Source organism: Candidatus Thorarchaeota archaeon (assembly GCA_021498125.1).
Taxonomy (GTDB): Archaea; Asgardarchaeota; Thorarchaeia; order Thorarchaeales; family Thorarchaeaceae; genus B65-G9.
The window spans coordinates 196,897-219,594 of record JAIZWL010000003.1 but is presented as its reverse complement, the minus strand read 5'-3'; the positions used below and the strand labels follow the sequence as shown (position 1 = coordinate 219,594).

The following is a 22,698-nucleotide window of genomic DNA, read 5'->3' as shown; positions in this document are numbered from 1 at the left end:
CACCAATTGCCCCGACAAAAGAGTATCACAATGGTAGTTGAGCGATTCTGGCCAGCAATTGGAGGTGTTGAGAAACATGTGTTCCGATTGGCTCAGGAACTCACTAGGAGAAGTTGGAGCGTACGGGTAATCACCGGTGCACATGAGAAGGGGCTTGCCGACATAGAGAAGGTTGAGGGGATCGAGATACACAGGATTCCATACACTCATGCCCGATCACCGCCTCGGGCAATGTCGTGGATAATAAGAAATCGACACCTATGGAAGGGTGTCGACATCATTCACATCCATGATACAGTTCCTCTTCTGGTCTGGTGTCTTCCAATTCTTGCGGTCAGAGGGAAAAGATCAACGGCTGCCACATTTCACGGATACGAGCATGATCCAGTCCCATTACGGTTCTTGCTCTTGCGTAGAGTTGCTCGAAGGTTGATGGGGAAGAGGACTCTCTGTGTTGGCCAATTTATTGAGCGGTGCTATGGAATAGAATGTGGACAGATAACTCTTGGAGCAGTTGAGATCCCTGCGAGTCCGTCTAACAATAGACAGGGTCTTGTCTATGTGGGGCGCATTGAGAGAGATACAGGGATCATGGAATACATCGAGGCACTCCGCATCTTGAGGGAGGGACACGGACTAAATCTGCACATGGAAGTAATCGGGGATGGTTCTCTAAGACCACAGGTGGAGCAGGTTGCAAGAGAGAGAGGTCTACCAGTCAAATTTCATGGTGCGATGCATGAGCCATGGTCAATTGCCGGAAGTGCAAAGGTATGTCTGGCTGTTGGATTTCTCTCCATATTGGAGGCCATGTCACTGGGAATTCCTGTGGTCAGTCTTGCAACGTCGCCTCTACGGATCTCATATCTGAGGTCAGTGAACGATGCAGGGGGACCGATCTCTATTCAGACAACCGCAGAGGGGGTTGCCAGAGAAATCGCAAGATTGAAGAGCAACCCACATCTGTATCAGAAGATCTCCAACACGGGCAAGATCTTTGCAGGCAGACACACATGGACAGCTCTGACTGAGGAATATCTCCGCCTCTGGAGATCACTGAGATAACACTACACACATTTGGACATGCGAAGGTAAGCGAACAAGGCCACTCCAGTTGCCACTACAAGAGCCACTGCTGAGAGGGAGATGGCAACAGCCCCTACAGGCACTACAAGAACAATAGTCCCAAGACCAAGAGCCTGGATGAGTTGGATGAGATAGTTGAAAGCGTAGGGAACGAGGACAAGGATATTCGAACGATTGCCGGGGGAGCCCGAAACCCAATGTACTTGAATAGTCAGATAGTGCCTCGCAAGTTCGAACAAGATCACAACAACAAAGACCGTAATCGCCCAACCAATATAATTCGAGAGAGGAATGCCCTCATACATCAGACCAAAGAACTCGGTGGGATCTTCCCAGATCCACATTCCCACAACAGTGGCCATGAGCGGATCGTTGATGAGATCCCAGCCAACCATTAGAGCTGCTGCTGTCAAGGCACGCAAGAGGGGAGTCCTGAGATCAAGTCCAGTGACACTACTCTTGTGGTCAGACATGGCCGCAGTCGGGAAGATGATACAGGCCATATAGTACGAGGGATAAAGTACATTGAACCATTGAAGTGGAATGACCCAAGGAACGCCGAGGACAAGTGTGCCTAACTTCGAGGTATAATGGTAATGTCCAAAGGGAACACCGAAATTGATACTCAACCACTCTAGAAAGAAGGTCATGATCACTGCAATAAGTAGGAGAATCACAATACCACGTCTCATGCTCCACCAGCCATGAAGAAACGCAAACAAGAGCATGAGAAAGAAGGGAAGGAACATGAGAACCATCCTGAGCAACGGTACAGGCTTGGACATCACTAAGAACAAGTTGGCGAGAAGCAGACCGGAGATTATGCTCAGGAAGAGCGTCTGCCGTGAGATCGACTTCAGGGCATCAGCGGACATACCAAGAAAAGTTGACAATCGACCTGTTAACTTCTTCGAACCGATTGTCTTGGAACGAAAATTCAATAACATAGGGGGCAATCAAATCACGAGAGAAGATGAGGAAGGTAGAGATCATTCTTGATAAGCTAGCATACTTACCGGGAGAGACCATCTCCGGAACATTAAGTGTGGTCACAGACAAGAACTTCAACGCCAATTGCGTATTGGTCTCTCTCAATGGCGAAGCATTTGCAGAGGTCTCCGAAGGCACGGGGGAGGATGAAACAACCTACAGCGAGCGGCAGACAGTGATCGACCAGACCATTCGCCTCAAGGAAAAAGGGATGATCAGTAAGGGAGTGACCAAGTTCCCATTCGAGTTCCAGCTTCCGGATGGCATTCCCGGATCGTATAACGGAACTAATGGAATGATATCATATTCCATCAATGGGAAAATAGAGATATCGTGGCGTTTGGATCCACGAGCCACACAGGTAATTAAGATCATGCAGCCCATCCAAAGACTTGCTCCTTATTCATACGAGTCGAGAATTACGTTCGATGAGGAGAACGAGATCATTATTCAGATGGACAGTGATTTACTTACTCCTGGCGAGCCGGTTGTTGTCCGATATAGAGTAAATGGACGACCAAAGATCAGAGGACTGAGATTTGACATTGTCCTCCGGGAAACAGTACGGCCAGAAGGAGAAGAGGAGACTTTCTCATCGGTCAAGAGCACTGGTTTTTTCGCACTCGAGGACATACCACCAGAAACGTGGATGCAGGCCGAGGCCAAGACGGAGATATCATGGCCGACAACGCCACAGAGCCAACTGATCCAAGCACAATACTTTGTCGAGGTGACTGCGGACATACCGTTTAGGTTTGATAAGACGGCATCGATCCCCTTACGAATTGGAAGACCAATAGAGAGCTAGTTCCCAAAACTACAATAATGCAAATGTAATGTGAGTGGACAACCACCGAACCATAGAAGGATTAGCCCATGAAGAAACGCAAGCGCCGTGATAAGAAGACGATCTGGCTCTTCAGAAAAGAGGTCAAGTCAGTACTTCGATCACGCTGGCTGCTTCTTGGCTTTATTATCAGTCCGCTCTTCGCATGGCTCTTTCAGGGAGCGTTCCTATCATTTATCGTGGCTCAGACGACCACCGAGCCGGAAACCGTATACATCACACTCGAGGATGATGGCATCTGGGGAACAACCCTCTACAATGCGATACATTCGCATACAGATGAACTCCTGATCGACCCGCTCGTCAACGTGACCCGATCATATGGAGAGGGCCTTGTGGCAAACAAGACCGTCTCGGTGTGGGTGTTAATCCCTGCAAACTTCACGCAACAGTTAGAGGAGACCAATAGAAGCACACTGGTAATCTGGGTCAATACAGGAAACTTCAGGGCTACTGCTGCTGCTCAGAGGATTGATGCCTTTGCAAAACAGATCATTGACAAGTTCATTATCATCCGTGATCTGCAAGTGAACTGGTACACGGTGGCACCAGAGGCGACATATGGCCACCAACTGGCAATATTTCTCGTCATGCTCACCTCCGTCTTGGCACCTGCACCCTACGTGAGTTCGTCTTTTGCAGGCGAGAGAGAGAAACATACTCTTGAGGCACTTCTTGTGGTCCCGATCAGTAGGGTCAAGATACTGGCCTCAAAGCTGGCCGCAGGGCTACTATTGACGATGATTTATTCCGTCTTCACAATCGTTGGGATTCTGATATACAACGTCTCAATTGTTCTTCGTGCGGCCCCACTTCCTCCGGATGTTGCAGACTACTTCATCAATCTCTATACTGTGAATCCGGCCACGCTTCCACTCATATTCTTCTGCCAGTTCCTCGTGCTGCTCTGCGCGATAGGTATCGGTGTGGTCATCTCCTGCCTTGCCAAAGATCAGGCAACTGCTGAGTCCGTTAACAATCTCGTGATGCTTGTGCCAACTATGGTCATTGGTATCCTTGGATTCACCGGTAGTATCCTGCAATATGGTGGTGCCTTTGGCGTAGTAATCATGCTGATCCCATTCAGTCATGCAATCGTGTTTCTGAATGGTGTACTATCAGGCGTTGCGAATCCAATAAGTCTGATGGGGAACGTGTTGTACCTGCTTGTGTTCACAATAGTATTTCTCATCATTGGAGCGAAACTCTTCGAGAGAGAAGCAATTATTGCATAACGAACCGTACACAGACAGAGAGCAAGTCTCAAACAATCAGGCTTTTGCCAATGATACGATCGTGCTATTGAACGTGGATCCTCCACCCAAGCTCTGTGTTGCGGCGGATGTCAAGGCATTCAGAGGCACAGCATTCAATCCGGCGCCAAGACTTGGAGTCCAGAGAACTCCCTCAGGCACAGTGTCAGAAACGATGGACTTCAGATGAATCTTACCACCAGAATTGGAAACACTGACTCGATCACCGTTCTGTATGTGGAAACGTTGTGCATCGCGTGGATTGAGGTAGATAACAGAGGGAATGGTACCATAGACCTCCTGAAATTGTGTGTGACTGTACTTTGGCAGAGAACTGCTCAATAGAATGAACCGGTCATCAGGGACTGCTAGTGTGATCTGTTGCGGAACGGGTGTGAGACCTCTCTCCTCAGCCTTGGTTATACTCAACTCAATCTTACCACTTGGCGTCTGGTACTCGGACAGAGTCCGACACCTGAGTCGTAACATAGCCCCATTGAGTAGATCAGCAAAGGTACCAGTCTCAAGAGCGGTTTCAATGGTTACCTTCAGTGCATCCAGAGGAGGTTCGTAGAGCCATGGCTCATGACGACCCAATCTCCGGGCTAACTCGTGCATCAGCCATACCTCACTCTTGCTCTCGCCTTGCGGGGGAATGACCCCTCGTGAGATCATGACATCACGATGCGCCCAAGGAATGACCACATCATCTTTCTCGAAGTAGGTACTTGCCGGGAGAACCATATCCGCAAATGATGTGGTCTCGGTCCAATGGGTCTCGTGAACTACCACATACACATCATCCCGTGCCAGACCTTTACGCAATGCCTCTTGCCCGGGAATCGACATGACCGGATTCATGTTGTAGATAAACACGAATCGGAAATCACCTCGCTCCACAGATTCCGCAAGCGCCACCTGACTAATCTTCTTGGGCCTGCGCTCCGAGAAAGATGCACCGCTCAAGTAAGACATATTCACGGAGAATGCACTCGTGTTACTGTAGAAGAAGCCTCGATGCAGTCCCACCAGTGCAGGAAGCAAAGACACGGCCCTGACGGACTCTGCCCCCTGGATGCTCTTTTGAAAGCCCACACCTATCATTGTAGCACTGGGCTTCAGTTGACTGTACATCGTTGCAAGTGTTTCGATATCCGCTTCCTTTACTCCAGAAATCGCCGTCACTCTCTTAGGCTCCCACGTCATGGCCTCCTCTCTAAAGGCATCAAAACCAACAGTCCACTCTTTGATGAATGCCCCGTCAATGAGCTCGTTCACAATGAGATATCTGGCGACACCGTAGGCCAGAGCCACATCTGTTCCCGGACGAGGCTGAATCCAGATGTCCGCCTGTTCTGCACTCCTACTCTTCCGCGGATCAACGACCACGATAGGTGCATCATTTCTATCCCTAGCCATCTTGGACAGCTTCCACATGTGTGGCGAGCTGACAGCACCATTAAAGCCCCAATAGATGATCAGTCGCATCTTCAGAAGGTCTTCGGGCTGTACACCGTAGGACTTTCCATAATGAAGGGAGAGAGCCGCATGACCCGAGATCGAACATAGACTGTAGTCGGTCCGAGTTACTCCGAGAGCGTTCCACAGACGGTGAGAATAGACAAAAGAGAGAAGTCCCGTGTTGCCAGCGTAGTCTATGAGAAGTACCGACTCTGGGCCATCTTGTTGCAACGTAGTGGAAAGGCGGTCGGCGACAGTATCGAGCGCATACTGCCAAGATACTCTCTCAAACGACTCACAGGGCTTTGATCCCCTGCAAATATGCGGGAAGAGAACGCGGTTCGTATTGACGCGCTCCATGTCCTTGAGAGCCCGTGGACAGGTGAGACCTTGAGTGGCAATATGGGAGGGATCCCCTCTCACCGAACTTATTGTTCCATCTGTATCGACTAGGACGTTCAGAACGCAATTGTCATAGCAGTCTCGTGGACAGACTACTCGATACGCGTAGGCCATGATGATCGTTTCCTCTCAAAACGCATTGTATCATTCTAAGCGATTTGAACTGGAAATTCTGCACGGTCATATAAACTCTGATACGAAGACGCAATCAGTTCGAAGTAATTCGAGGCGAGCGAGGGCACCTAAGAATCTACGATCAGGAACCACTTTCTGTGAAACAATATTTATACAGAGGTTCTATGGTCAAAGTGTACTTTTGATAGCTTATGGGGAAAATAGGAAAGAAGGTATTTTCGTTGAGTAAGGAGAGAACCGAGAACAAAATAGAGGGGGTGGCTATGTCGATGAGATGATCGAGATGACGAAACTACTGGTGAAGCGTGAAACGCTCCGGCAGGAGACCCGATGGCTGAGCGGAGAGGTGGCACGAAAAAAGAGGAACTGGGAGTCAAAGACAGAGACAGAGAAGACGAGAGAGACGCGCAAGAACACACAGCAGTATCCCGGGCCTCTTCTGAAGAAGATGAGGCATCTGGCGGCGGTCTGGAGAAAGATACGAAGGCTGGACAGAGAGATCGCACGACAGGTGGCCTCACGAGCGGTGTGGTGGTGTGAGGAACACGAGGTGCGGACGCTGGTCTTCGAGAGCCTGAAGAACTACACGCCCCCTGCCGGACGCCGGGGTCTATCGTGGGCGCTGAGTACGAACCTGTGGTCGAAGATCTGGGAGACCATAGTGTACATGAGGCAGCAGCTGGGTCACCGCTACGGCGGGGTGTGGAGTGTGAACCCCAAGTGGACCTCGCAGACCTGTAGTGCGTGCGGAGAGCGAGGCTACAGGATCGAGTGGCCGGGGGCAAGAGAGGAGCGGCGAGTACTTCTACTGTCCGCACTGTGAGGCGGAACTCCATGCAGATGTGAACGCCGCAAGGAATATCATCTATGTGCCCAGTGCCGTTGCTGGGCGGACAGACGGGACGGCATGTCCAAGTTTGTCCAACTAACAATCAACGGTCGACTTTGATAAACTGGAACAGGATGTGCCTGAAGAATTTAGGTCGTTTGTCAGAAGAGTGAGAGATGAGGATGTAAATGGGCCTTATGAGGAGGATAACCACTATTCCTTGTGGATGGCGGTTGTTGGTGCTGTGCTGGTAGCAACAGGTGGGATCTATCTCGGGTTCATCACCTTGGGGAACCAATCAACTCCCGTGGACATGATGCTGTTTATGTTTATAATAATCGGCGGGCCAATGTTGGTCGGTGGCATCAGTGTGTGGATGAGGCTCGTCAACGCTCGAAAGTTCTATGGCATCAAGCGATCAAAATTGTCTGATGCATTATTTCAATTAGACGCATATGAGTCAGGAGGAATGGAATGCGGACTGGGCGAGCCACCGATAGAAGCAGACAGACTAATTCGAAATCTCAATGCGCCTACGGGATACTATGACAAAGACCTGACCAAAAAGAGCTGCGAGCATTTGCTTTCAGAGTTTAAATATGGAGTGCCGATCTTGTTCGGGATGTTGATCTTTTCACTGATCGTGTTAAGAGGCGCTAACGATATTGTATCAGCAACAATAGGCTACAGTATCTTGCTGTTGTTCTGCATTTTGAGTGTTGCAGCCACTATTGATTTCATTCGTCTCGAGCGCAGGCTGAGAATGATCGAGGCTGACAATGCTCTGCCAGTGTCAGGTGAAACAATACAGGCGGTCTCAGATATTCTGGCACTACTAAGGAGAGAGTACAAATTTCCCTTGAGACTCGGGATTTTTCGCATCTATGACTATCTCATCTACACAGGAAGAGAATACAAACGTGAGGGGGACTACATAGAACATGAGGCATTATTCATACCTTCAATCTAGGATAAGATCAGACTTTACTTGGGACGGTCTCAGGCCACAGCCTTGCCACCAAGTATGCAATTGGAGAAGCCATACCGATTCAATGAGTAACGAATAGACTATCGAATAGGCCACTTTGGCTTGATCTCGATACCTGCACGCTCAAGAAGTGCCACACTATGTTCGGCTGCACGAGCAACCAGTTGTTCCTCATCAAGAGTGAGCAAATGACGGTGGTGCATCAGAATCCGACCATTGACGATTACTGTATCAACATTGTGACCAGAACCAGCATAGACAAGATTTGAGACCGGATTTGTATTGGGTGCAAGCCCAACAGTGCGCATGTCAACAAGGATCACATCGGCCAGTTTGCCGGATTCCAGAGATCCAATCTTATCGGCAAGTCCCATTGCTTTGGCTCCTCCCAGAGTTGCCATCTCCACAACAGATTCAGCAGGAACTGCAAGAGAATCGTTGGTCACGGGCTTGTGGATTAGAGCGGCAAGACGCATCTCCCGAATCATATCATACGTATTGTTGCTCGGTCCTCCATCGCAACCCAAGGAAACAGATACTCCGCGCTTAAGCATTAGAGGAATCTTTGCAAAACCTGATGCGAGTTTCATGTTCGAGGCTGGACAGTGGGCAATGTGGGCCCCGGACTTGGCCAACCTGTCAATTTCATGGTCCTCAAAGTGGATGCCATGCGCAAACACCATAGTCGGTCGGAGAAGTCCCATGGCCTCAGCAAAGTCTGTCAGATTTTTGTAGCCTTTCTCCTTTACGTATCTGACATCATCCACTACCTCTCCAAGATGCATTGTCATCAGGGTGTTTTTTTCTTCCGAGTGTGCAACGACTCTCTTAAAGAGATCATCAGTGACGGCCCCCAGAGACCTCAGTCCATACCATACCTGAATTCGACCATCAGCTTTTCCATGCCAACGAGAGTGCATCGAATCGGTTTCTCTCAGACAAGCCTCCTCATTCTCCACCATGCCAGGATACATGATATCAGGATTATCAGCATATCCTGTTGAGTTCATGACTATTTTCGAGAGAGCGGCGCGCATCCCAGTACGCTCAACGGCACGGGCAATTCCATCAAAACCATAACGGGAATGGATCATACACTCGACAAAAGAAGTTGTCCCAGTCCTAATCATCTCGGCCATGCACAGTTCGGCGGAGACCTCGCCATCCTCCTTTGTGAAGTTCCCTTGAAGAACCCAGACATATTTCTTCAACCAGTCGACTAATGACACATCATCAGCACAGCCGCGGATGAGGGCCTGAGCAAGATGTACATGTGTATCAACGAGCCCAGGCATGACAATCATGCCTGTGGCATCAATTACGGTATCAGCCCCGTATCCAGCGAGATCTTTGGTCTTGCCAATAGCGACTATGCGTTCACCCTCGCTATAGACAGCACCGTCCGGAATGATCTCCCGCCGCGAGTTCATAGTAATGACGTATCCATGTTTGATCAGAATTGACTTTGGCCCCATGAGATCACCGCCTAGCAGTAGGCAAAAGATAGAGACTGTTCCTAAAGAAAAGTCGTTCGGCTATCACTGATCACCCGATATATACTCGCGGGAACTGGATACAGACTTCCAGACCTTCCTCGGGTACGCCTTCAACTCGATCTCTTACAGTCAAGCGACAGCCATACTTTCGAGCAATCTTTTGAACGAGATGCAACCCAACTCCGCCATATCGTCGCTGTGGATTGAACAGGTCGCTCTTCTTTGAATCGGACAAGCCCGGACCGTTATCGGCGATACAGAGGTCGAACCATGCAGAGGAAGTTGTGCTATGGATCCATATCTTCTTGTCAGGACGCGGATTATGCTTGACCGCGTTCTCAAGGATGTTTCTTAACAGGTGGCCCAGAGCACTATCCGCACGAACAATCAGAGATTGCGGAAGGTCTTCAATGATCGGTGACACGTCCAGTTGACGTTCTAAGAGAGAACACTCCTCATGAAGGACCTCTATGAGGTCTATTGGGCGAGGCGGCTCCACCTTGGTTGCCTCGGCACGGCGCACCTTTGAGAGAATATCCAGACAGCGATCCACTCCATCGCGTATGTAGGTGGAAGCAGTGACCTGTTCCTCATTGGATTTAGCAAACCCTAACAGGTCAGTTCCTGCAAGGACCAGCTGGAGCTGATTACCAACATCATGCAATAAGAGGTCAAGAAGGAACCGTATTTCAGAATCAGCCTCTTTAAGATCCGAAACATCCGTGAAGACTGCAAGACTACCTTCATACTGCCCATCTCGATTGTACAAGGGAGTAGCTGATACAATGACAGGGATGTGGGTCCCAGACTTGGTAATGAGGTTCGCCTCGTACTGCTCAATCACTCCAGCCTTTCTTCGCATCATGGTCTCGTTGACGGTCTCAACAGTCCACCCCTCGAAGATCTTGGTGATTGGCTGACCGACTAGCTCTGAGTCATTTGTATACCCCAGCATACGATACAACGCGCTGTTGACCAATTTGATCTTGCCATCGGGAGTATCTACCGAGAGACCTGAGGTCATGGTTTCAATAAGCACACGATATTTGTGTTCGCTCTCCTCAAGCATTTGTCTGCTGCGTACCTCATCGGTCACATCAATGACAATAGCGATGGTGTACACATTGCCATCCATTCCCACAAGGACCGTACTGTGAATACGCATGATTCGGACCTGCCGATCATTCTCGCGGATAATACGGAACTCATAAACGGGAGGCACCGAGATACCTTCTTGCCGTGCAGCATACCTACCCGCGACCATCCCAATATCGTCAGGATGCAACCACTCTCTGAAATCATGACCGATCATGTTTTGCTGCTTTGTCCCCAGCATTCGTGCAAATTTTGCATTTGCATAGATAAATCGATACTGATCATCAACAATGAGTATTCCTGCGACGTTCGAGGATTCGACAATCACGCGAAAGAGATCTTCTTGGTCCATCGGATAGTCAGCCGGCTTCTTACTGCGAGACATATCACAGGCATAGATGAGAAGGCCATCTTTGGGATCATCGGCCTTGGTCACTGTGAGCTCGGCAGGAAGCCGAATACCATTCGTGTAGAAATAGGTCCTAAAAGTATATTTTTTATGCATCGCGGATGGAGAGGTCAAAAAGTCCTTGACGGCAGAACGACATTCTGGAGAGATAAAGGAGAGAAAAGAGAGGTGGCCAGTGAGTTTTATGGTCTCCAATTTAACAAGTTCACGAGCTGCTGGATTGGCATAGTGTGTGCCAAGATTTGAATCGATGATAAAGACGGCTATAGGGATTCCATCAAGAATTGCTCGCATCTTTTGCGGGCTGGGGTTGTCGTGGGAGGTCGAATCAGATGAGTTGTTCAATGCTATAACAATCCACAATGAATGAATGCAGGAAGGCGAGATTCGGAAGTCATGCATTACAGATATACTTTCTTATGAACACCTATTTGTAAAACACTTGTTGGAAAAAATGCTGGTATGGGCCACATGACAAAGACGCACGTCCAAGCATGGTACGTTGAGTAGCATAATCGGTCCTCGAACTCTATAGCCAACAACTTAAAGAGGCAACTATCACAAATGAGAAGGCCCGACTAATCAATAGGGAGCGGCCCACTTTGAGAGAATTCCTCACCATTGATATCGATCTTTGCACGGGATGCAGAAATTGCGAACTTGCATGTTCGGTCCATCATACTTCAACCTTCAATCCTCGCCGAGCACGGATCCAAGTGATCAGGGATGAGGCTCGGAATCTTGTCATTCCCGTAGTCTGCCTACAATGTGAACATCCACTCTGTATGGAGGCATGTCCAACAGGTGCCCTTGACTATAATGAGGCGGGGGTCCTGACTGTAGATGAGGCCCGATGTATAGGATGTGGAGCCTGTGTGACAGCATGCAAGTATGGAGGAATCACGTTGGACCCTATTGAGAGATACGCGATCAAATGTGACCTCTGTGGAGGTGATCCGGCCTGTGTCGCCGCCTGCGAGTACGGAGCGATACAACTTGTCGCAGCAGACTTGGATGGACTCGCGATACGAGACCACAACATTGCACGTGTGGCGACCATGCTAGGTATAGCTCAGGAGGAACAACAATGACATTTCCATACAAGGGATATGCTGGTAAATACCTCGAAGTCGATCTGACAAAGGGTAAGACCATTGTCAAAGATATGGTCAAAGAGTGGGCACGCCTCTATCTGGGAGGCACGGGCATCTCATCTAAAATTCTCTGGGAGCGCACAGGACCAGAAACAGAGCCGTTATCACCAGAGAATGTCCTTGTTGTGGGAACAGGTCCATTCACGGGAGTGATGTTCTCACCCTCAGGCAGAATGATGTTCGCCTCAAAGAGCCCGCTCACAGGTATTTGGGCGGAGAGCCACTCAGGCGGATTCTTTGGCCCAGAGATGAAATATGCGGGATTTGATCTCATTGTCATCAGTGGCAGATCTCCAAGGCCGGTCTATCTCTTTCTTCGAGATGGCGAGGCTGAATTAAGGGACGCACAGCACTTGTGGGGTCGAGAGACCGATGTCACAACTAGAATGATCAGAGAAGAACTACGAGACCCCTCCATAGAGACCGCCGTCATTGGCCCAGCGGGAGAGAGACAGGTGCTCTATGGCAGTGTGATAATTGATTTTTACAGAGCAGCCGGACGTACCGGACTTGGAGCAGTAATGGGCTCGAAGAATCTCAAAGGTATTGCAGCAAGCGGATCTCTTCCGCTTGAAGCATATGACATGGAAAAATACCTCGAGGCCAATAGACAGGAGATGGAAAAGCTTAGAGATCCGTTATGGGCCGAATCATTAGGTTCTCTCAGAAAGTATGGTACCACAGACCTCGTGGCTATTATCAATGAGATCGGCAGACTGCCCACCAAGAACCACTGGACCGGGTTTTACGAGCATGCTGATGACATAGGACCCGAGATAATTGCAGAACGATATCGCATTGCCCAAGAGGCATGTCATGGCTGCTCTATCGGATGCAAGTACATCTATCGTGTGAGAGACGGCAGGTTTGCCAGTGCCCCTGCGGGTGGGCCAGAGTACGAGACCCTGATGGCCTTTGGTTCCAACTGTCTGAACAACAACATCGAGTCCATCATGTATCTTGGAAAGAGATGTGACCAATTGGGAATGGACACGATCTCCTGTGGCAAGTCCATCGGGTTCGCAATGGAACTCTGGGAGAAGGGAATCCTCGACGCAAGTATGACAGGCGGTCTGGAACTCACTTGGGGTAATATTGACACGATGGTCGAGCTTGTAGAACAGATCGCCAAGAGAGAAGGACTGGGCGAGGTACTCTCACTGGGTACACGAAGAGCCGCTGAGAAGTTCGGCGGAGATGCGTGGCGATACGCAATTCACGTCAAGGGTCTCGAGGCATCGGGACAGGATCCACGAGCGCACCAATCAGTAGGATTGACATATGCGACCAACGTGAGAGGAGCGGATCATCTGCGCAGTCTCTCGAGCCTTGAGGAGCTTGGGTACCCGGAGATCGTCATTGAGAGGTTTGGCAAGGAGAAGGCCGACAAGATTCTGGACATTATGTCGCCGGACTACAAAGGCGAACTCATCTGGGATATGGAGAATCTCTATGCCCTTGTGGACTCGGCGGTCATCTGCAAGTATGGGACAATGTGGCCTCCGGTCTACTACTATGAGACCTTTGCCAACGTGCTACCACATCTGACCGGAATGACCGAATGGGGTGATGTTGCCTATGTCAGGCAGGCGAGCCGTAGAATCGCACACCTGAGAAGAGCATACAATCACAGACTGGGAATCACCCGAAAAGATGAGACCCTTCCCCATAGATTACTCAAGGAGGCCATGCCGACAGGCCCAGCAAAGGGCGGACTACCGGACTTGGATCAGATGCTTGACGAATATTATGACTTTCGTGGCTGCGACAAAAAGACGGGATTCCCCAAGCGGGAGAGGCTGATGGAACTCGGACTTGACTATGTCGCAGAGGATCTCGAGGCACGCGGAATGATAGCCAAATAGCATGGCAGATACCTCTTAAGCAACGGAGTGAGTGTTCAACTATGACAGACCTCCATCTCGAAGTAGCCGGTCTCAAGTTCAGAAATCCCGTGTTGACCGCAGCAGGCCCTGCTGCACGCGATGGCATGACACTCCTTGAGGCTATGGGTGGGGGTGCCGGAGGACTTGTCGCCAAGACCGTGAGCGTCAAGCCAGCAGAGGTGCCAAACCCGAACATGGCCGCTCTTGATCGGGGACGAGTCGGTGCCAGAAAGGGATTGCTCAATGCCGAGCTATGGAGTGAGCTGCCTCTTGAGCAATGGCTCGAGAAAGAGTACCCGATAGCCCTGAGTTCAGGTCTCCCGGTGATTGCTAGTGTGGGATACACTCCAGAGGAAGTCGCCGAGGTCGCTCCAAAGGTCCAGAAGGCTGGGGTCCACGCCATAGAGTTCTCCACGCATTACGTTGGAGGCCATGTCGAGATCGCAAAGGCATTACGCGAGGCTGTGGATATCCCCATCTTTGCCAAGCTGAGTCCAAAGGTCGATGTGGCAAAAGTGGCCAAGTCGCTGGAGAGGTATGTAGACGGTTTTGTTGCAATCAATACCTTTGGTCCCTGCCTGAGAATCGATATCGAGACCGGAAGGCCCATGTTAGGCAGTGAGGGAGGACTTGGATGGATGAGCGGGTCGGCCCTGAAACCTATTGCACTACGTTGCGTCGCGGACATTGCCTCAGTAGTTGACAGGCCCATCATAGGAGTAGGTGGTGTTACAACGGGGGAGGATGCGATAGAGTTCATGATGGCGGGTGCCAGTCTCGTCGAGGTATGCACTGCGGCGATCCTGAATGGCCCCTCGGTCTATGGGACAATTGCTCGCGGGATTGCGACATGGTTGAGAAATCATCAGTATGACTCGCTATGGGACATTGTGGGAATGGCCATACCTCATCTCAGACATAATGAGCAGTCAAGGCCACCAGTCCAGATCGACATGGACACATGCACCCTCTGTGGGTTGTGTGAGAAATCCTGTGTCTATGGAGCAATCAAGGTGGATCGTGAAGAGAAAGAGGTACGGGTGGACAGTGACAGATGCGTTGCCTGCGGCCTCTGTACCTCTATCTGTCCACCACATGCTATGTCGTTGAGATAGTGGTCGGTGATTATACGAACTGGTACGGATCAAGACCAGTGGTCAGAAGCTTTGCCTTTCCCTTTGTGACAGCAAAATCGTTCTCCACGCGGACCCCACCAATCCGCTTCAAGTACAGACCGGGCTCAACTGCAACAACATGACCCTCAGCGAAGTGATCATCATAATGATAGAAACTGGGTAGCTCGTGAACCTCAAGGCCAATACCATGACCAAGACCATGAAGCATTCCCTCTTGTGCCTCGGGGTTCAGCTTGCGTGAGGCGAACCCATGTTGTTTCAGGGTATTGTAACATGCCATATTGATATCATCGATCTTAGCCCCATCACGGAGCGCCTCGGCAGAGGCATTAGCCGCATCAATGACAGCATCAAACATCTTCCTTACGTCATCAGTGACAGGCCCCTTTACGACAGTGCGTGTGACATCGGCAACATATCGATCAAGCTTGAGTCTGGGAAACACATCAATGATTATAGGCACTCCTGCCTTGAGAGGGTCGCGTGGCCGCCCCAAATAATGAAAGTCATACCCCTTCTTCCCAACAGCCACGATCGAGTCCTCAGCCGCCTCAGCGCGCTGATCGAGAAGGGAATGATCAAGAGCAAGCTTGATGTCCCCAGCCGTGAGAGTCTGGCCATTATAGAGTAGATTGTTCTTGGGCCCGATGTCCGAATCCTTGATCATCGAGATGACCTTCGAAACCGCATCGATAGTTGCCCGTCCAGCCTTGGTGATCGTGCGGATCTCCTTGCGCGACTTTGTGGCACGAGCCTCCTTGATAAGGTCAGGCACTACCTTGATCTTGTAGCCCAACCCCTGGATAGCAACAAGCACACTGGCCGGAATATGATCAGGGACGCCGATCACGTCACCTGAGAACTCGTCCTTCAAGAGCGGACCATAGATGAGCTCGGGATTTTCACTGGCACGCTTGTTCTCACGCATCAGAGACAGATAGATCTCTGTGAGGTCGTAGGTCTTGCTAACAAAACTCTCTTTGTGAAGTCGTTCCAGTGTGTTAAAGCCGGTCGCTACAAGGGGCGGCTCACCACGATTATGAAGATAGGTCACAGTGTCAGGCGAGCGGAATCCGGTCAACCAGAAAATATCAGGAACCTCAAAGGCATTTCCCTCGGCAACAAAGGCATCAATACCTTCGTGCTCCATGAGCCGATCAAGATCTTCAAGCATAGTCTAACCCTCGTCATTCTAAGCACGAATCATATGAATAAGCCTTCCCGTGAGTGCTACATGTAGTGAAGCATTCGCTCTTCGACCTGCTTCCTGCTCGGCATATGATAGGGGCCGACGTGTTCCAGATTAAAGGATGCACAGGTCGCTCCAAAGAGACCTGCTCTCCTGACATCGCCTGACCGCACATATTCCAACAGGAAACCGACCATGTAGGTGTCGCCAGCTCCGGTCTCATCGACAAGCCGACTGCCAACGACTGCGGGAATATCCCAGTGTGATTTAGTGGTGAAAATTGTAGAACCTTTTCTCTCACGAGTCACAATAACAATCTGTGGGCCATGCTGGAGCGCTCGTTGCACAGCCACTTCTTCCGAGTCCGTCTGCATCGCAAGCAGAATCTCTTCCTCATCGGCCTTCATCACATCAACATGCCGTAGAACCCGTTCGGGATCGCCCCATTCCACAGGTTCAACAGGACCGATCCTGCTTGGCCTGAGAAAACCCTGCACATCAAGAGATACAAGGACACGCCTGAAGGCCATGGCCTCAATACAGGACAGATGAACCTCATCATTAGTCAGCGGACAGAAATGCACAATGTTTGTGTCGTAATGGTGCGGAAGATAGTCTTCACCCCGCAGAGGAGGGGCAAGGGCCTCAATACGCTGAGTGCGCTCACCATGTTCATCGTACTCGTTAACGAAGCGTGTCGATGTGGGACCGCTAGTACGCATCCCTGTGAGATCAAGTCCGGAGTTCCGCAGGGAGTCAATATACTGCTGCTCAAAATCACGACCGACTCGGGTGACAATACCAGCGCCAAGTGCTTCAAGGGTAGGGGCCAACATAGCATAGGCCGTGCCTCCACCAAGTGCCTCACGTTGCATCTCAGGGGTCACGAGAAAATCTCGACTGAGATGTCCGACGACTAGTATCTCCACACATTCGACGCTCCTAGAAGCAGTATACTATCTTTCAATGTACGTAAGGACTTCTACTTTTCGCTGGGACCGAATAATCCGTCCAATCGACAACGATTAAAACATGCGGTCGTAGATTAATATGAGTGATGACAGTTGGCGCGAGTGACTGTGAAGTTCTTTGCATCTGTTCGTGAAGCACTGGGGACAAGAAATGTAGAGCTAGAGGCGAACACGATACAGGATGTATTGGATGCTCTCGCCGAGATGTTTGGCACGGCCTTCACAGATAATGTACTAGACCCTGAGACTGGTAACTTGAAACGCTTTTATTCCTGTATGGTGAATGGTAAACGAACAGAACTCCTTGACGGAAATGACACGATACTGACTGAAGGTGACTCGATTGCGATTTTTCCGCCTGTTGGTGGGGGATAGAGGAGAGAGAGGAGGCAACCAAGTGACAAATGAAGTGGATTTGGTCATCAGAAATGCCAAACTTCTATTGGAAACCGGAATTGTACACGGCGGACTGGCAGTCGTGGATGGAAAGATTACTGCAATAGCGACGGATCTACATCTCCCGCCAGCCGCGGAAACCATTGACGCACACAACAAGATATTGATGCCCGGATTAATCGATGGGCACGCGCACCTTCACGACGAGGCTATGCTGGACCATGAGGACTTCACCACTGGAACAATACTGGCTGCTGCTGGAGGAGTCACCACAGTTGTCGAGATGCCACTCAGTAGTCAGGTGGACACACCATCGCTGGTGGAGGAGAAGATCAAAACTGGTGAGCGCCTTGCAATCACGGACTTCACACTCTATGGGGGAATGATCAATTCGGACAATGTCAGGAACATTCCTGCACTCATCGAGAAGGGAGTCGAGGGCTTTAAGACATTCACCTGTGAACCCTTTTACGCCAATGCGGGAGTCATTACCAAGGCCATGAGCGAGGTCTCGGAATTTGGGGGGCATCTGACCATTCACTCAGAGGATCAAGGAATTCTGGACGAGTTTGCTAAGGACTTGGATGGCGACTGGGATGCACCTATCACTCACGCGCTTGCACGGCCTGCTCTGGCTGAACAGCTGGCTGTACGACAGAACATCGGAATTGCAGCACAGACTGGGGGACACCTCCACATAGCTCACATCACCTCTAGAGAAGGAGTCCACGAAATCGCAGTTGGCAAACAGAACGGTGTAGAGGTCACCACAGAGGTCTGCCCACACCATTTGATCTTCGACAGAGATGAGATGAACCGTTTCGGACCAAAGAGCAAGATGAACCCGCCCCTACGTTCAAAACAGGACCGCGCTGCACTCTGGGCGGGACTGCTGACAGGGGCCATTGACATCGTTGTGAGCGATCATGCTCCTGCCCCCCTTGAAGAGAAAGAGAAGGGAGCAGAGGATATCCGTAAGGCCTGGGCAGGAGTTGACGGAATTCAGATGATTCTTCGGATCCTGCTCTCAGAAGGGATTAACAGAGGCCGATTATCATGGAACCGATTACTACGCATCACGACCCGTAATCCCGCTCGAATCTTTGGGCTCTACCCCAAGAAGGGAACATTCGTAATAGGGGCTGATGCGGACCTCGTACTGGTAGAACCGACAACCGAAGAGAAGATCTCCAGCGATGGGATATTATCAAAGAGCGGATGGACATTCTATAATGGTATGAAGATGACAGGAGTCCCCGTGATGACGTTCGTACGAGGAACACTGGTCTACCATGAGGGAGAGATCCTTGTCAAACCGGGGCATGGGCAGTTCCAACCGATGGGAAAGGGCACAATACTATTGGACCAACCGCAAGCGTAGACTGGTCTATTTCGCCTTTGGGAACCAAACCACAAACTCGGCACCCTCTTCAGGGCACGAATCGACACGGTCTCGAATAGTAAGAGAGGCCCCAAACCGCCGCGAGATCAACTTGGCCTGATGGATGCCAATTCCGCCAAATCGTCGTGCACCATCTAGAAGACTCTCCTTTTGGGAAGAGTCGATTCCGACACCATTGTCGGAGATTGAAACCTCCCAGCCATGTTGCACCTGAGCGATTCGGACCCAGACGATCTTTTCATCCTTGGTGTTGTACCGAACAGCATTATCAAGTAGATTAATGATCAATTCAGGAAGAAACGAGTTTGCAAGAACAATACAGTCCTTCTCTGGAAACGAGATCACAAATTCAACATGAGGATTACAGCTCTGAAACTCTGCCAGCATCGGACCAAGTGTTTTTTGCAGGACCATAGGTTCTAATTGAGAACTCTCAAGTCCTTCAATAGCCCGAGCCTTGGCAATTAGGCGAGTTATTCGATTGATAGAGTGAAGCACCAACTGTAAAGTCTGATTAGTCATATCGTCAACCATTGATGAAACCCCGAACAGAATGATCTGTAGATGGTTGGCAATATCATGAGCAATCACATCAAGATAGAGACTGGCTGCATCCTCGGCAGTACGTTTTGCCGTAACATCCGTCGCCAGATAGAGCGTCTTTTGGATTGCTGAGCCATTGTCTATTTTTGTACAAGAGACCTTGTACACATGCCCCTTGAGCTCGATCTCAGAGTCTAACAGTATGGCATCGAGTTCACTAAAACTCTCCTCGGAACATTGAGTGACAAGAAGTTCACAGTCTCTAAAGAGATCATAACAATGCCGACCATAGACTCTGTCAGCTGGCAGGTCTCCAAACAGCTCATTGGCTGCGGCATTAAAGCCAATAATTTGTTGCTCTGAATCAAGAATCATCGATGGATGGTCGATTGCATCATAGACGTGTTGCCAATCATCGGGCGACTCCAAGATTAATGCTACACCACCAGATGCAGAGGGAATAATCTTCAAGAACCGAGATGAAACGGGACCGAGGCAAATCTCGCGATAGACCTGTACGCCTGTGCGAACAGCCTCCAGCACGCCTTCATGAACCGTTTCTGATCGAAAAGCAATAAGACCAATCTTCCGATAATCTCGGTCGATAATCTCGTCAATACTCTTACGACTCATACGTAGTGCCGAGCCATTCACCCAACGAACAATCATAGTTGCATCTATGATGAAGATCGATTCCTTAGCTGTGCGTAGAAGCATATCCTGCACTTGCTGCACGGTATGAGAATCAATAGAGTCGGTCATCAGTTCATCAGGCCCATAATTAGAAAGGCTGTGGAATAGATAAAGCAACTAAACGTCGCTTATAGTCTTTTGTTTAACGGGCGAATTAATTGATACGAGAGCCAAATTTTATAAAAAAAGAGGCCCGTGTTGAAAAGGATTGAGACCTTTCGCTACAAGTTCAGTGCATCCCCGGAAGCCATAGCACAAACACCACGCCCTCTTCAGGATGTTGCGGAACGCGATCCCGAATCGAGAGCGTACCTCCAAACCACCGAATGATCAACGAGGATTGGTGGATGCCCATACCTCCAAACCTTCGTGAGCGATTGAGAAGACTCTCTTTACGATAGTCCGGAATTCCGGGGCCATTATCAGCAATCTTGACTAACCAGCCATCGTTTACCGGGTGAATACTGACCCAGACCGTTTTGTTATCATGAGGATTATATCGAACTGCATTATCCAGCAAGGCTTCGAATGCAATCTCCAAGAACCTATTTGCATATGTTGTACAGGGAGAGAAGGGGAGATCGGTAACTATCTCTACGTCACTATACTGACTCTTCAGCCGTAGCAAGAGCGGCTCAAGTATATCTTGAAGCACGACTTCCCCCAATGGCGCAGAATCGAGACCCTCAACTGCACGGGCCTTTATGATTAGTCGATCAATATTATCAATCGACGTAAAGACAAGTCGTGCAATCTCATCATCTTGATCTTTCGCAAGAATAGTCACGCCCAAAAGAATCGTCTGAAGATGATTGGCAATATCGTGAGAGAGGATATCAAGATAGAGCATGGCTGCTTCCTCGGCCAAGAGACGGTCGGATATATCAACACTGACATGAACAAACAGTAAAGGTACATCATCATTGCCAATTATGGGGGCAACAGAAACCATGACATCACGGCCGAGCATATCCATATGACCACTCATAGAGGGCGCTTGGAATGCTGAAGCTCGCAAGGCAAGAAACGGGCATCCGGCGGGTGGCGCATCAGTTGAGTGAAATATCTCATAACAGTGTTTCCCGATGACCTCGCTCTCAGGAGGATCGCCAAGAGCATGTAATATCGAGCGGTTCGCATAGGTAATCCTCTGTTGAGAATCCAAGATGATTGTGCCATATCCAATAGCGTCCAAGACCTTGTGCCAGTCCAGAGTCTGCGCGTCAACAGCTACTATTGGATTCCTTGTCGCTTCAGGGCGAATACTCACAGAGGCTGCACGTGGGCGGCCATCACCATCTAACAAGGGAGTGATCCGGATAGTCAGTCGTATGTGTTGCGCATCAGACACAGACTTGGTCACTTGAGATCCTTTACGAAACGCCGTAGCAAGAGCAGATGGAATGACCGAGAGATGGGGAGAGGAGCGGGTAATAGTGGTACAATCACTACCGACCAGATCATCAATAGGCCTATCAAACATCTGAACGGCGGCCTCGTTGACCCACAGAACTTTCATCGAGGAGTCCACAATGAGAACCACATCTCTATGAGACCTGAGAATCACCTCCTTCATTTTGGGAAGGATTGATGATCTGTCCGGTGTTCTACTCACAGCCATTATCCCCATCTGAGTACCTGCGTTTTGTAACGTGTTCCAATTCGAGAGCCCACATCTATGACCCCAAAGCATTTCGTTTAATAAATAAACATAGGTGGTGCAGTGAAGGTACTGTTAAAAGGTAATCATAAGATATAGTAATTTCTAGTGCCAAGTGAGCAGGTCACTGATAGCAAACACATGGACTGTTCGTGAAAAAAAAGAGCCCTATTTGAATAGCATCTGACCGCTCGGCCGATAAGTAATGACTCTGATGTGAATAATAATGGATGAGCCACAGTTTATCTTTGGAGACCCCCACATCTGTACTGGTTGCATGATCTGTGTAAACGTATGTAGTATGCATTACTTCAAGGTGATAGGTCCAGAGTGGTCACGTGTTCGAGTGATGCGAATAGAACCGGGCCTTGATTTCCCACTCTTCTGTAGAAATTGTGAGGATGCACCATGTATCGAGGCGTGCCCTGAAGACGCATTGACACGTACATCAAAAGGAGTCATCATTGTGAACAACAGACGATGCACGGGGTGTGGCGCCTGTGTTGATGCGTGTCCGTATTTTGCAATCCATCTCAACCCAGACACTGGTAAGGCGATCAAATGTATTCAGTGTGGCGAATGCGTGAGCCGTTGCCCAGTCAATGCGATCGAGATGATAACCGAGTCCGAATTACGAGAGAGGGACAAGGATGGCAGGCTGGAACAATTGTACGAGC

The 22,698-nt window shown here is 49.7% G+C and carries 19 protein-coding genes and 1 pseudogene; 12 read left to right on the top strand and 8 right to left on the bottom strand.

Annotated features, from left to right (window positions below; genetic code table 11):
* Nucleotides 1-6: 6 nt before the first annotated feature.
* Nucleotides 7-1,065: a glycosyltransferase family 4 protein gene (locus tag K9W43_10045; protein ID MCF2137558.1), complete on the top strand. Its 1,059-nt coding sequence runs from the start codon at nucleotides 7-9 to the stop codon at nucleotides 1,063-1,065.
* Nucleotides 1,066-1,067: 2 nt separating this feature from the next.
* Here K9W43_10045 and K9W43_10040 read toward each other — a convergent pair whose 3' ends face one another.
* A complete protein-coding gene (locus K9W43_10040) occupies nucleotides 1,068-1,961 on the bottom strand; it encodes a carotenoid biosynthesis protein (GenBank protein MCF2137557.1) in 894 nt (297 codons plus the stop codon).
* Nucleotides 1,962-2,059: 98 nt separating this feature from the next.
* Between K9W43_10040 and K9W43_10035 the strand changes: the two genes are divergently transcribed.
* Nucleotides 2,060-2,884: a sporulation protein gene (locus tag K9W43_10035; protein MCF2137556.1), complete on the top strand. Its 825-nt coding sequence runs from the start codon at nucleotides 2,060-2,062 to the stop codon at nucleotides 2,882-2,884.
* A gap of 68 nt (nucleotides 2,885-2,952) precedes the next feature.
* Complete coding sequence (locus K9W43_10030) at nucleotides 2,953-4,158, top strand: ABC transporter permease (GenBank protein ID MCF2137555.1); 1,206 nt, start codon at nucleotides 2,953-2,955, stop codon at nucleotides 4,156-4,158.
* A gap of 36 nt (nucleotides 4,159-4,194) precedes the next feature.
* Here K9W43_10030 and K9W43_10025 read toward each other — a convergent pair whose 3' ends face one another.
* Nucleotides 4,195-6,153, bottom strand: coding sequence for a molybdopterin-dependent oxidoreductase (locus K9W43_10025; protein ID MCF2137554.1), 1,959 nt, complete (start codon nucleotides 6,151-6,153; stop codon nucleotides 4,195-4,197).
* Nucleotides 6,154-6,457: 304 nt separating this feature from the next.
* Between K9W43_10025 and K9W43_10020 the strand changes: the two genes are divergently transcribed.
* The 3 genes from K9W43_10020 to K9W43_10010 are packed head-to-tail and all read left to right on the top strand — an operon-like array spanning nucleotide 6,458 to nucleotide 7,973.
* A complete protein-coding gene (locus tag K9W43_10020; protein MCF2137553.1) occupies nucleotides 6,458-6,997 on the top strand; it encodes a transposase in 540 nt (179 codons plus the stop codon).
* On the top strand, nucleotides 6,915-7,103 hold the full coding sequence (locus K9W43_10015) for a transposase (protein ID MCF2137552.1): 189 nt from the start codon (nucleotides 6,915-6,917) through the stop codon (nucleotides 7,101-7,103). Before K9W43_10020 ends, K9W43_10015 begins: the two co-directional genes overlap by 83 nt.
* Before the next feature lie 36 nt (nucleotides 7,104-7,139).
* Nucleotides 7,140-7,973 (top strand): hypothetical protein, encoded by an 834-nt coding sequence (locus K9W43_10010; GenBank protein ID MCF2137551.1) that lies wholly within the window; start codon nucleotides 7,140-7,142, stop codon nucleotides 7,971-7,973.
* Nucleotides 7,974-8,071: 98 nt separating this feature from the next.
* Here the strand turns inward: K9W43_10010 and K9W43_10005 are convergent, their stop codons facing one another.
* The gene (locus tag K9W43_10005; GenBank protein MCF2137550.1) at nucleotides 8,072-9,466 is read right to left on the bottom strand and encodes an amidohydrolase; all 1,395 of its coding nucleotides are present in this window, start codon (nucleotides 9,464-9,466) and stop codon (nucleotides 8,072-8,074) included.
* A gap of 70 nt (nucleotides 9,467-9,536) precedes the next feature.
* Nucleotides 9,537-11,393 (bottom strand): PAS domain-containing sensor histidine kinase, encoded by a 1,857-nt coding sequence (locus K9W43_10000; protein MCF2137549.1) that lies wholly within the window; start codon nucleotides 11,391-11,393, stop codon nucleotides 9,537-9,539.
* A 200-nt stretch (nucleotides 11,394-11,593) separates the two neighbouring features.
* Here K9W43_10000 and K9W43_09995 point away from each other — a divergent pair, with 200 nt between their 5' ends.
* The 3 genes from K9W43_09995 to K9W43_09985 are packed head-to-tail and all read left to right on the top strand — an operon-like array spanning nucleotide 11,594 to nucleotide 15,146.
* A complete protein-coding gene (locus K9W43_09995) occupies nucleotides 11,594-12,082 on the top strand; it encodes a 4Fe-4S dicluster domain-containing protein (GenBank protein MCF2137548.1) in 489 nt (162 codons plus the stop codon).
* Nucleotides 12,079-14,010 (top strand): aldehyde ferredoxin oxidoreductase family protein, encoded by a 1,932-nt coding sequence (locus tag K9W43_09990; protein ID MCF2137547.1) that lies wholly within the window; start codon nucleotides 12,079-12,081, stop codon nucleotides 14,008-14,010. The genes K9W43_09995 and K9W43_09990 overlap by 4 nt, the downstream gene beginning before the upstream one ends.
* A 41-nt stretch (nucleotides 14,011-14,051) precedes the next feature.
* Nucleotides 14,052-15,146, top strand: coding sequence for a 4Fe-4S binding protein (locus K9W43_09985; GenBank protein MCF2137546.1), 1,095 nt, complete (start codon nucleotides 14,052-14,054; stop codon nucleotides 15,144-15,146).
* A gap of 10 nt (nucleotides 15,147-15,156) precedes the next feature.
* Here K9W43_09985 and K9W43_09980 read toward each other — a convergent pair whose 3' ends face one another.
* Together K9W43_09980 and K9W43_09975 are read right to left on the bottom strand one after the other, a co-directional pair.
* Entirely contained in the window at nucleotides 15,157-16,341 is a 1,185-nt protein-coding gene (locus K9W43_09980; protein MCF2137545.1) for a Xaa-Pro peptidase family protein, read from the bottom strand.
* A gap of 56 nt (nucleotides 16,342-16,397) precedes the next feature.
* Entirely contained in the window at nucleotides 16,398-17,285 is an 888-nt protein-coding gene (locus K9W43_09975; protein MCF2137544.1) for a carbohydrate kinase family protein, read from the bottom strand.
* A 144-nt stretch (nucleotides 17,286-17,429) separates the two neighbouring features.
* Between K9W43_09975 and K9W43_09970 the strand changes: the two genes are divergently transcribed.
* The gene (locus K9W43_09970) at nucleotides 17,430-17,702 is read left to right on the top strand and encodes a MoaD family protein (protein ID MCF2137543.1); all 273 of its coding nucleotides are present in this window, start codon (nucleotides 17,430-17,432) and stop codon (nucleotides 17,700-17,702) included.
* A gap of 22 nt (nucleotides 17,703-17,724) precedes the next feature.
* Nucleotides 17,725-19,104: a dihydroorotase gene (gene pyrC / locus K9W43_09965; protein ID MCF2137542.1), complete on the top strand. Its 1,380-nt coding sequence runs from the start codon at nucleotides 17,725-17,727 to the stop codon at nucleotides 19,102-19,104.
* 6 nt (nucleotides 19,105-19,110) lie between these two features.
* Here pyrC and K9W43_09960 read toward each other — a convergent pair whose 3' ends face one another.
* Nucleotides 19,111-20,430 carry a PAS domain-containing protein gene (locus tag K9W43_09960; protein MCF2137541.1) on the bottom strand — a complete coding sequence of 440 codons (1,320 nt, stop codon included), beginning with the start codon at nucleotides 20,428-20,430 and terminating at the stop codon, nucleotides 19,111-19,113.
* A 160-nt stretch (nucleotides 20,431-20,590) separates the two neighbouring features.
* A complete protein-coding gene (locus K9W43_09955) occupies nucleotides 20,591-21,976 on the bottom strand; it encodes a PAS domain-containing sensor histidine kinase (protein MCF2137540.1) in 1,386 nt (461 codons plus the stop codon).
* Between the two features lie 394 nt (nucleotides 21,977-22,370).
* Between K9W43_09955 and K9W43_09950 the strand changes: the two are divergent.
* Nucleotides 22,371-22,619: pseudogene (locus K9W43_09950) on the top strand (4Fe-4S binding protein).
* Nucleotides 22,620-22,698 lie beyond the last annotated feature (79 nt).

What these genes read in the sequence shown, in the direction of transcription:
- K9W43_09990 (MCF2137547.1), top strand. Translation starts at nt 12,079, where the DNA reads ATGACATTTCCATACAAGGGATATGCTGGTAAATACCTCGAAGTCGAT.
- K9W43_10030 (MCF2137555.1), top strand. Translation starts at nt 2,953, where the DNA reads ATGAAGAAACGCAAGCGCCGTGATAAGAAGACGATCTGGCTCTTCAGA.
- K9W43_10040 (MCF2137557.1), bottom strand. Translation starts at nt 1,961, where the DNA reads ATGTCCGCTGATGCCCTGAAGTCGATCTCACGGCAGACGCTCTTCCTG.
- K9W43_10005 (MCF2137550.1), bottom strand. Translation starts at nt 9,466, where the DNA reads ATGGGGCCAAAGTCAATTCTGATCAAACATGGATACGTCATTACTATG.
- K9W43_10035 (MCF2137556.1), top strand. Translation starts at nt 2,060, where the DNA reads ATGAGGAAGGTAGAGATCATTCTTGATAAGCTAGCATACTTACCGGGA.
- K9W43_09980 (MCF2137545.1), bottom strand. Translation starts at nt 16,341, where the DNA reads ATGCTTGAAGATCTTGATCGGCTCATGGAGCACGAAGGTATTGATGCC.
- K9W43_10020 (MCF2137553.1), top strand. Translation starts at nt 6,458, where the DNA reads ATGACGAAACTACTGGTGAAGCGTGAAACGCTCCGGCAGGAGACCCGA.
- K9W43_10025 (MCF2137554.1), bottom strand. Translation starts at nt 6,153, where the DNA reads ATGGCCTACGCGTATCGAGTAGTCTGTCCACGAGACTGCTATGACAAT.
- K9W43_10000 (MCF2137549.1), bottom strand. Translation starts at nt 11,393, where the DNA reads ATGCATGACTTCCGAATCTCGCCTTCCTGCATTCATTCATTGTGGATT.
- K9W43_09960 (MCF2137541.1), bottom strand. Translation starts at nt 20,430, where the DNA reads ATGACCGACTCTATTGATTCTCATACCGTGCAGCAAGTGCAGGATATG.
- K9W43_09985 (MCF2137546.1), top strand. Translation starts at nt 14,052, where the DNA reads ATGACAGACCTCCATCTCGAAGTAGCCGGTCTCAAGTTCAGAAATCCC.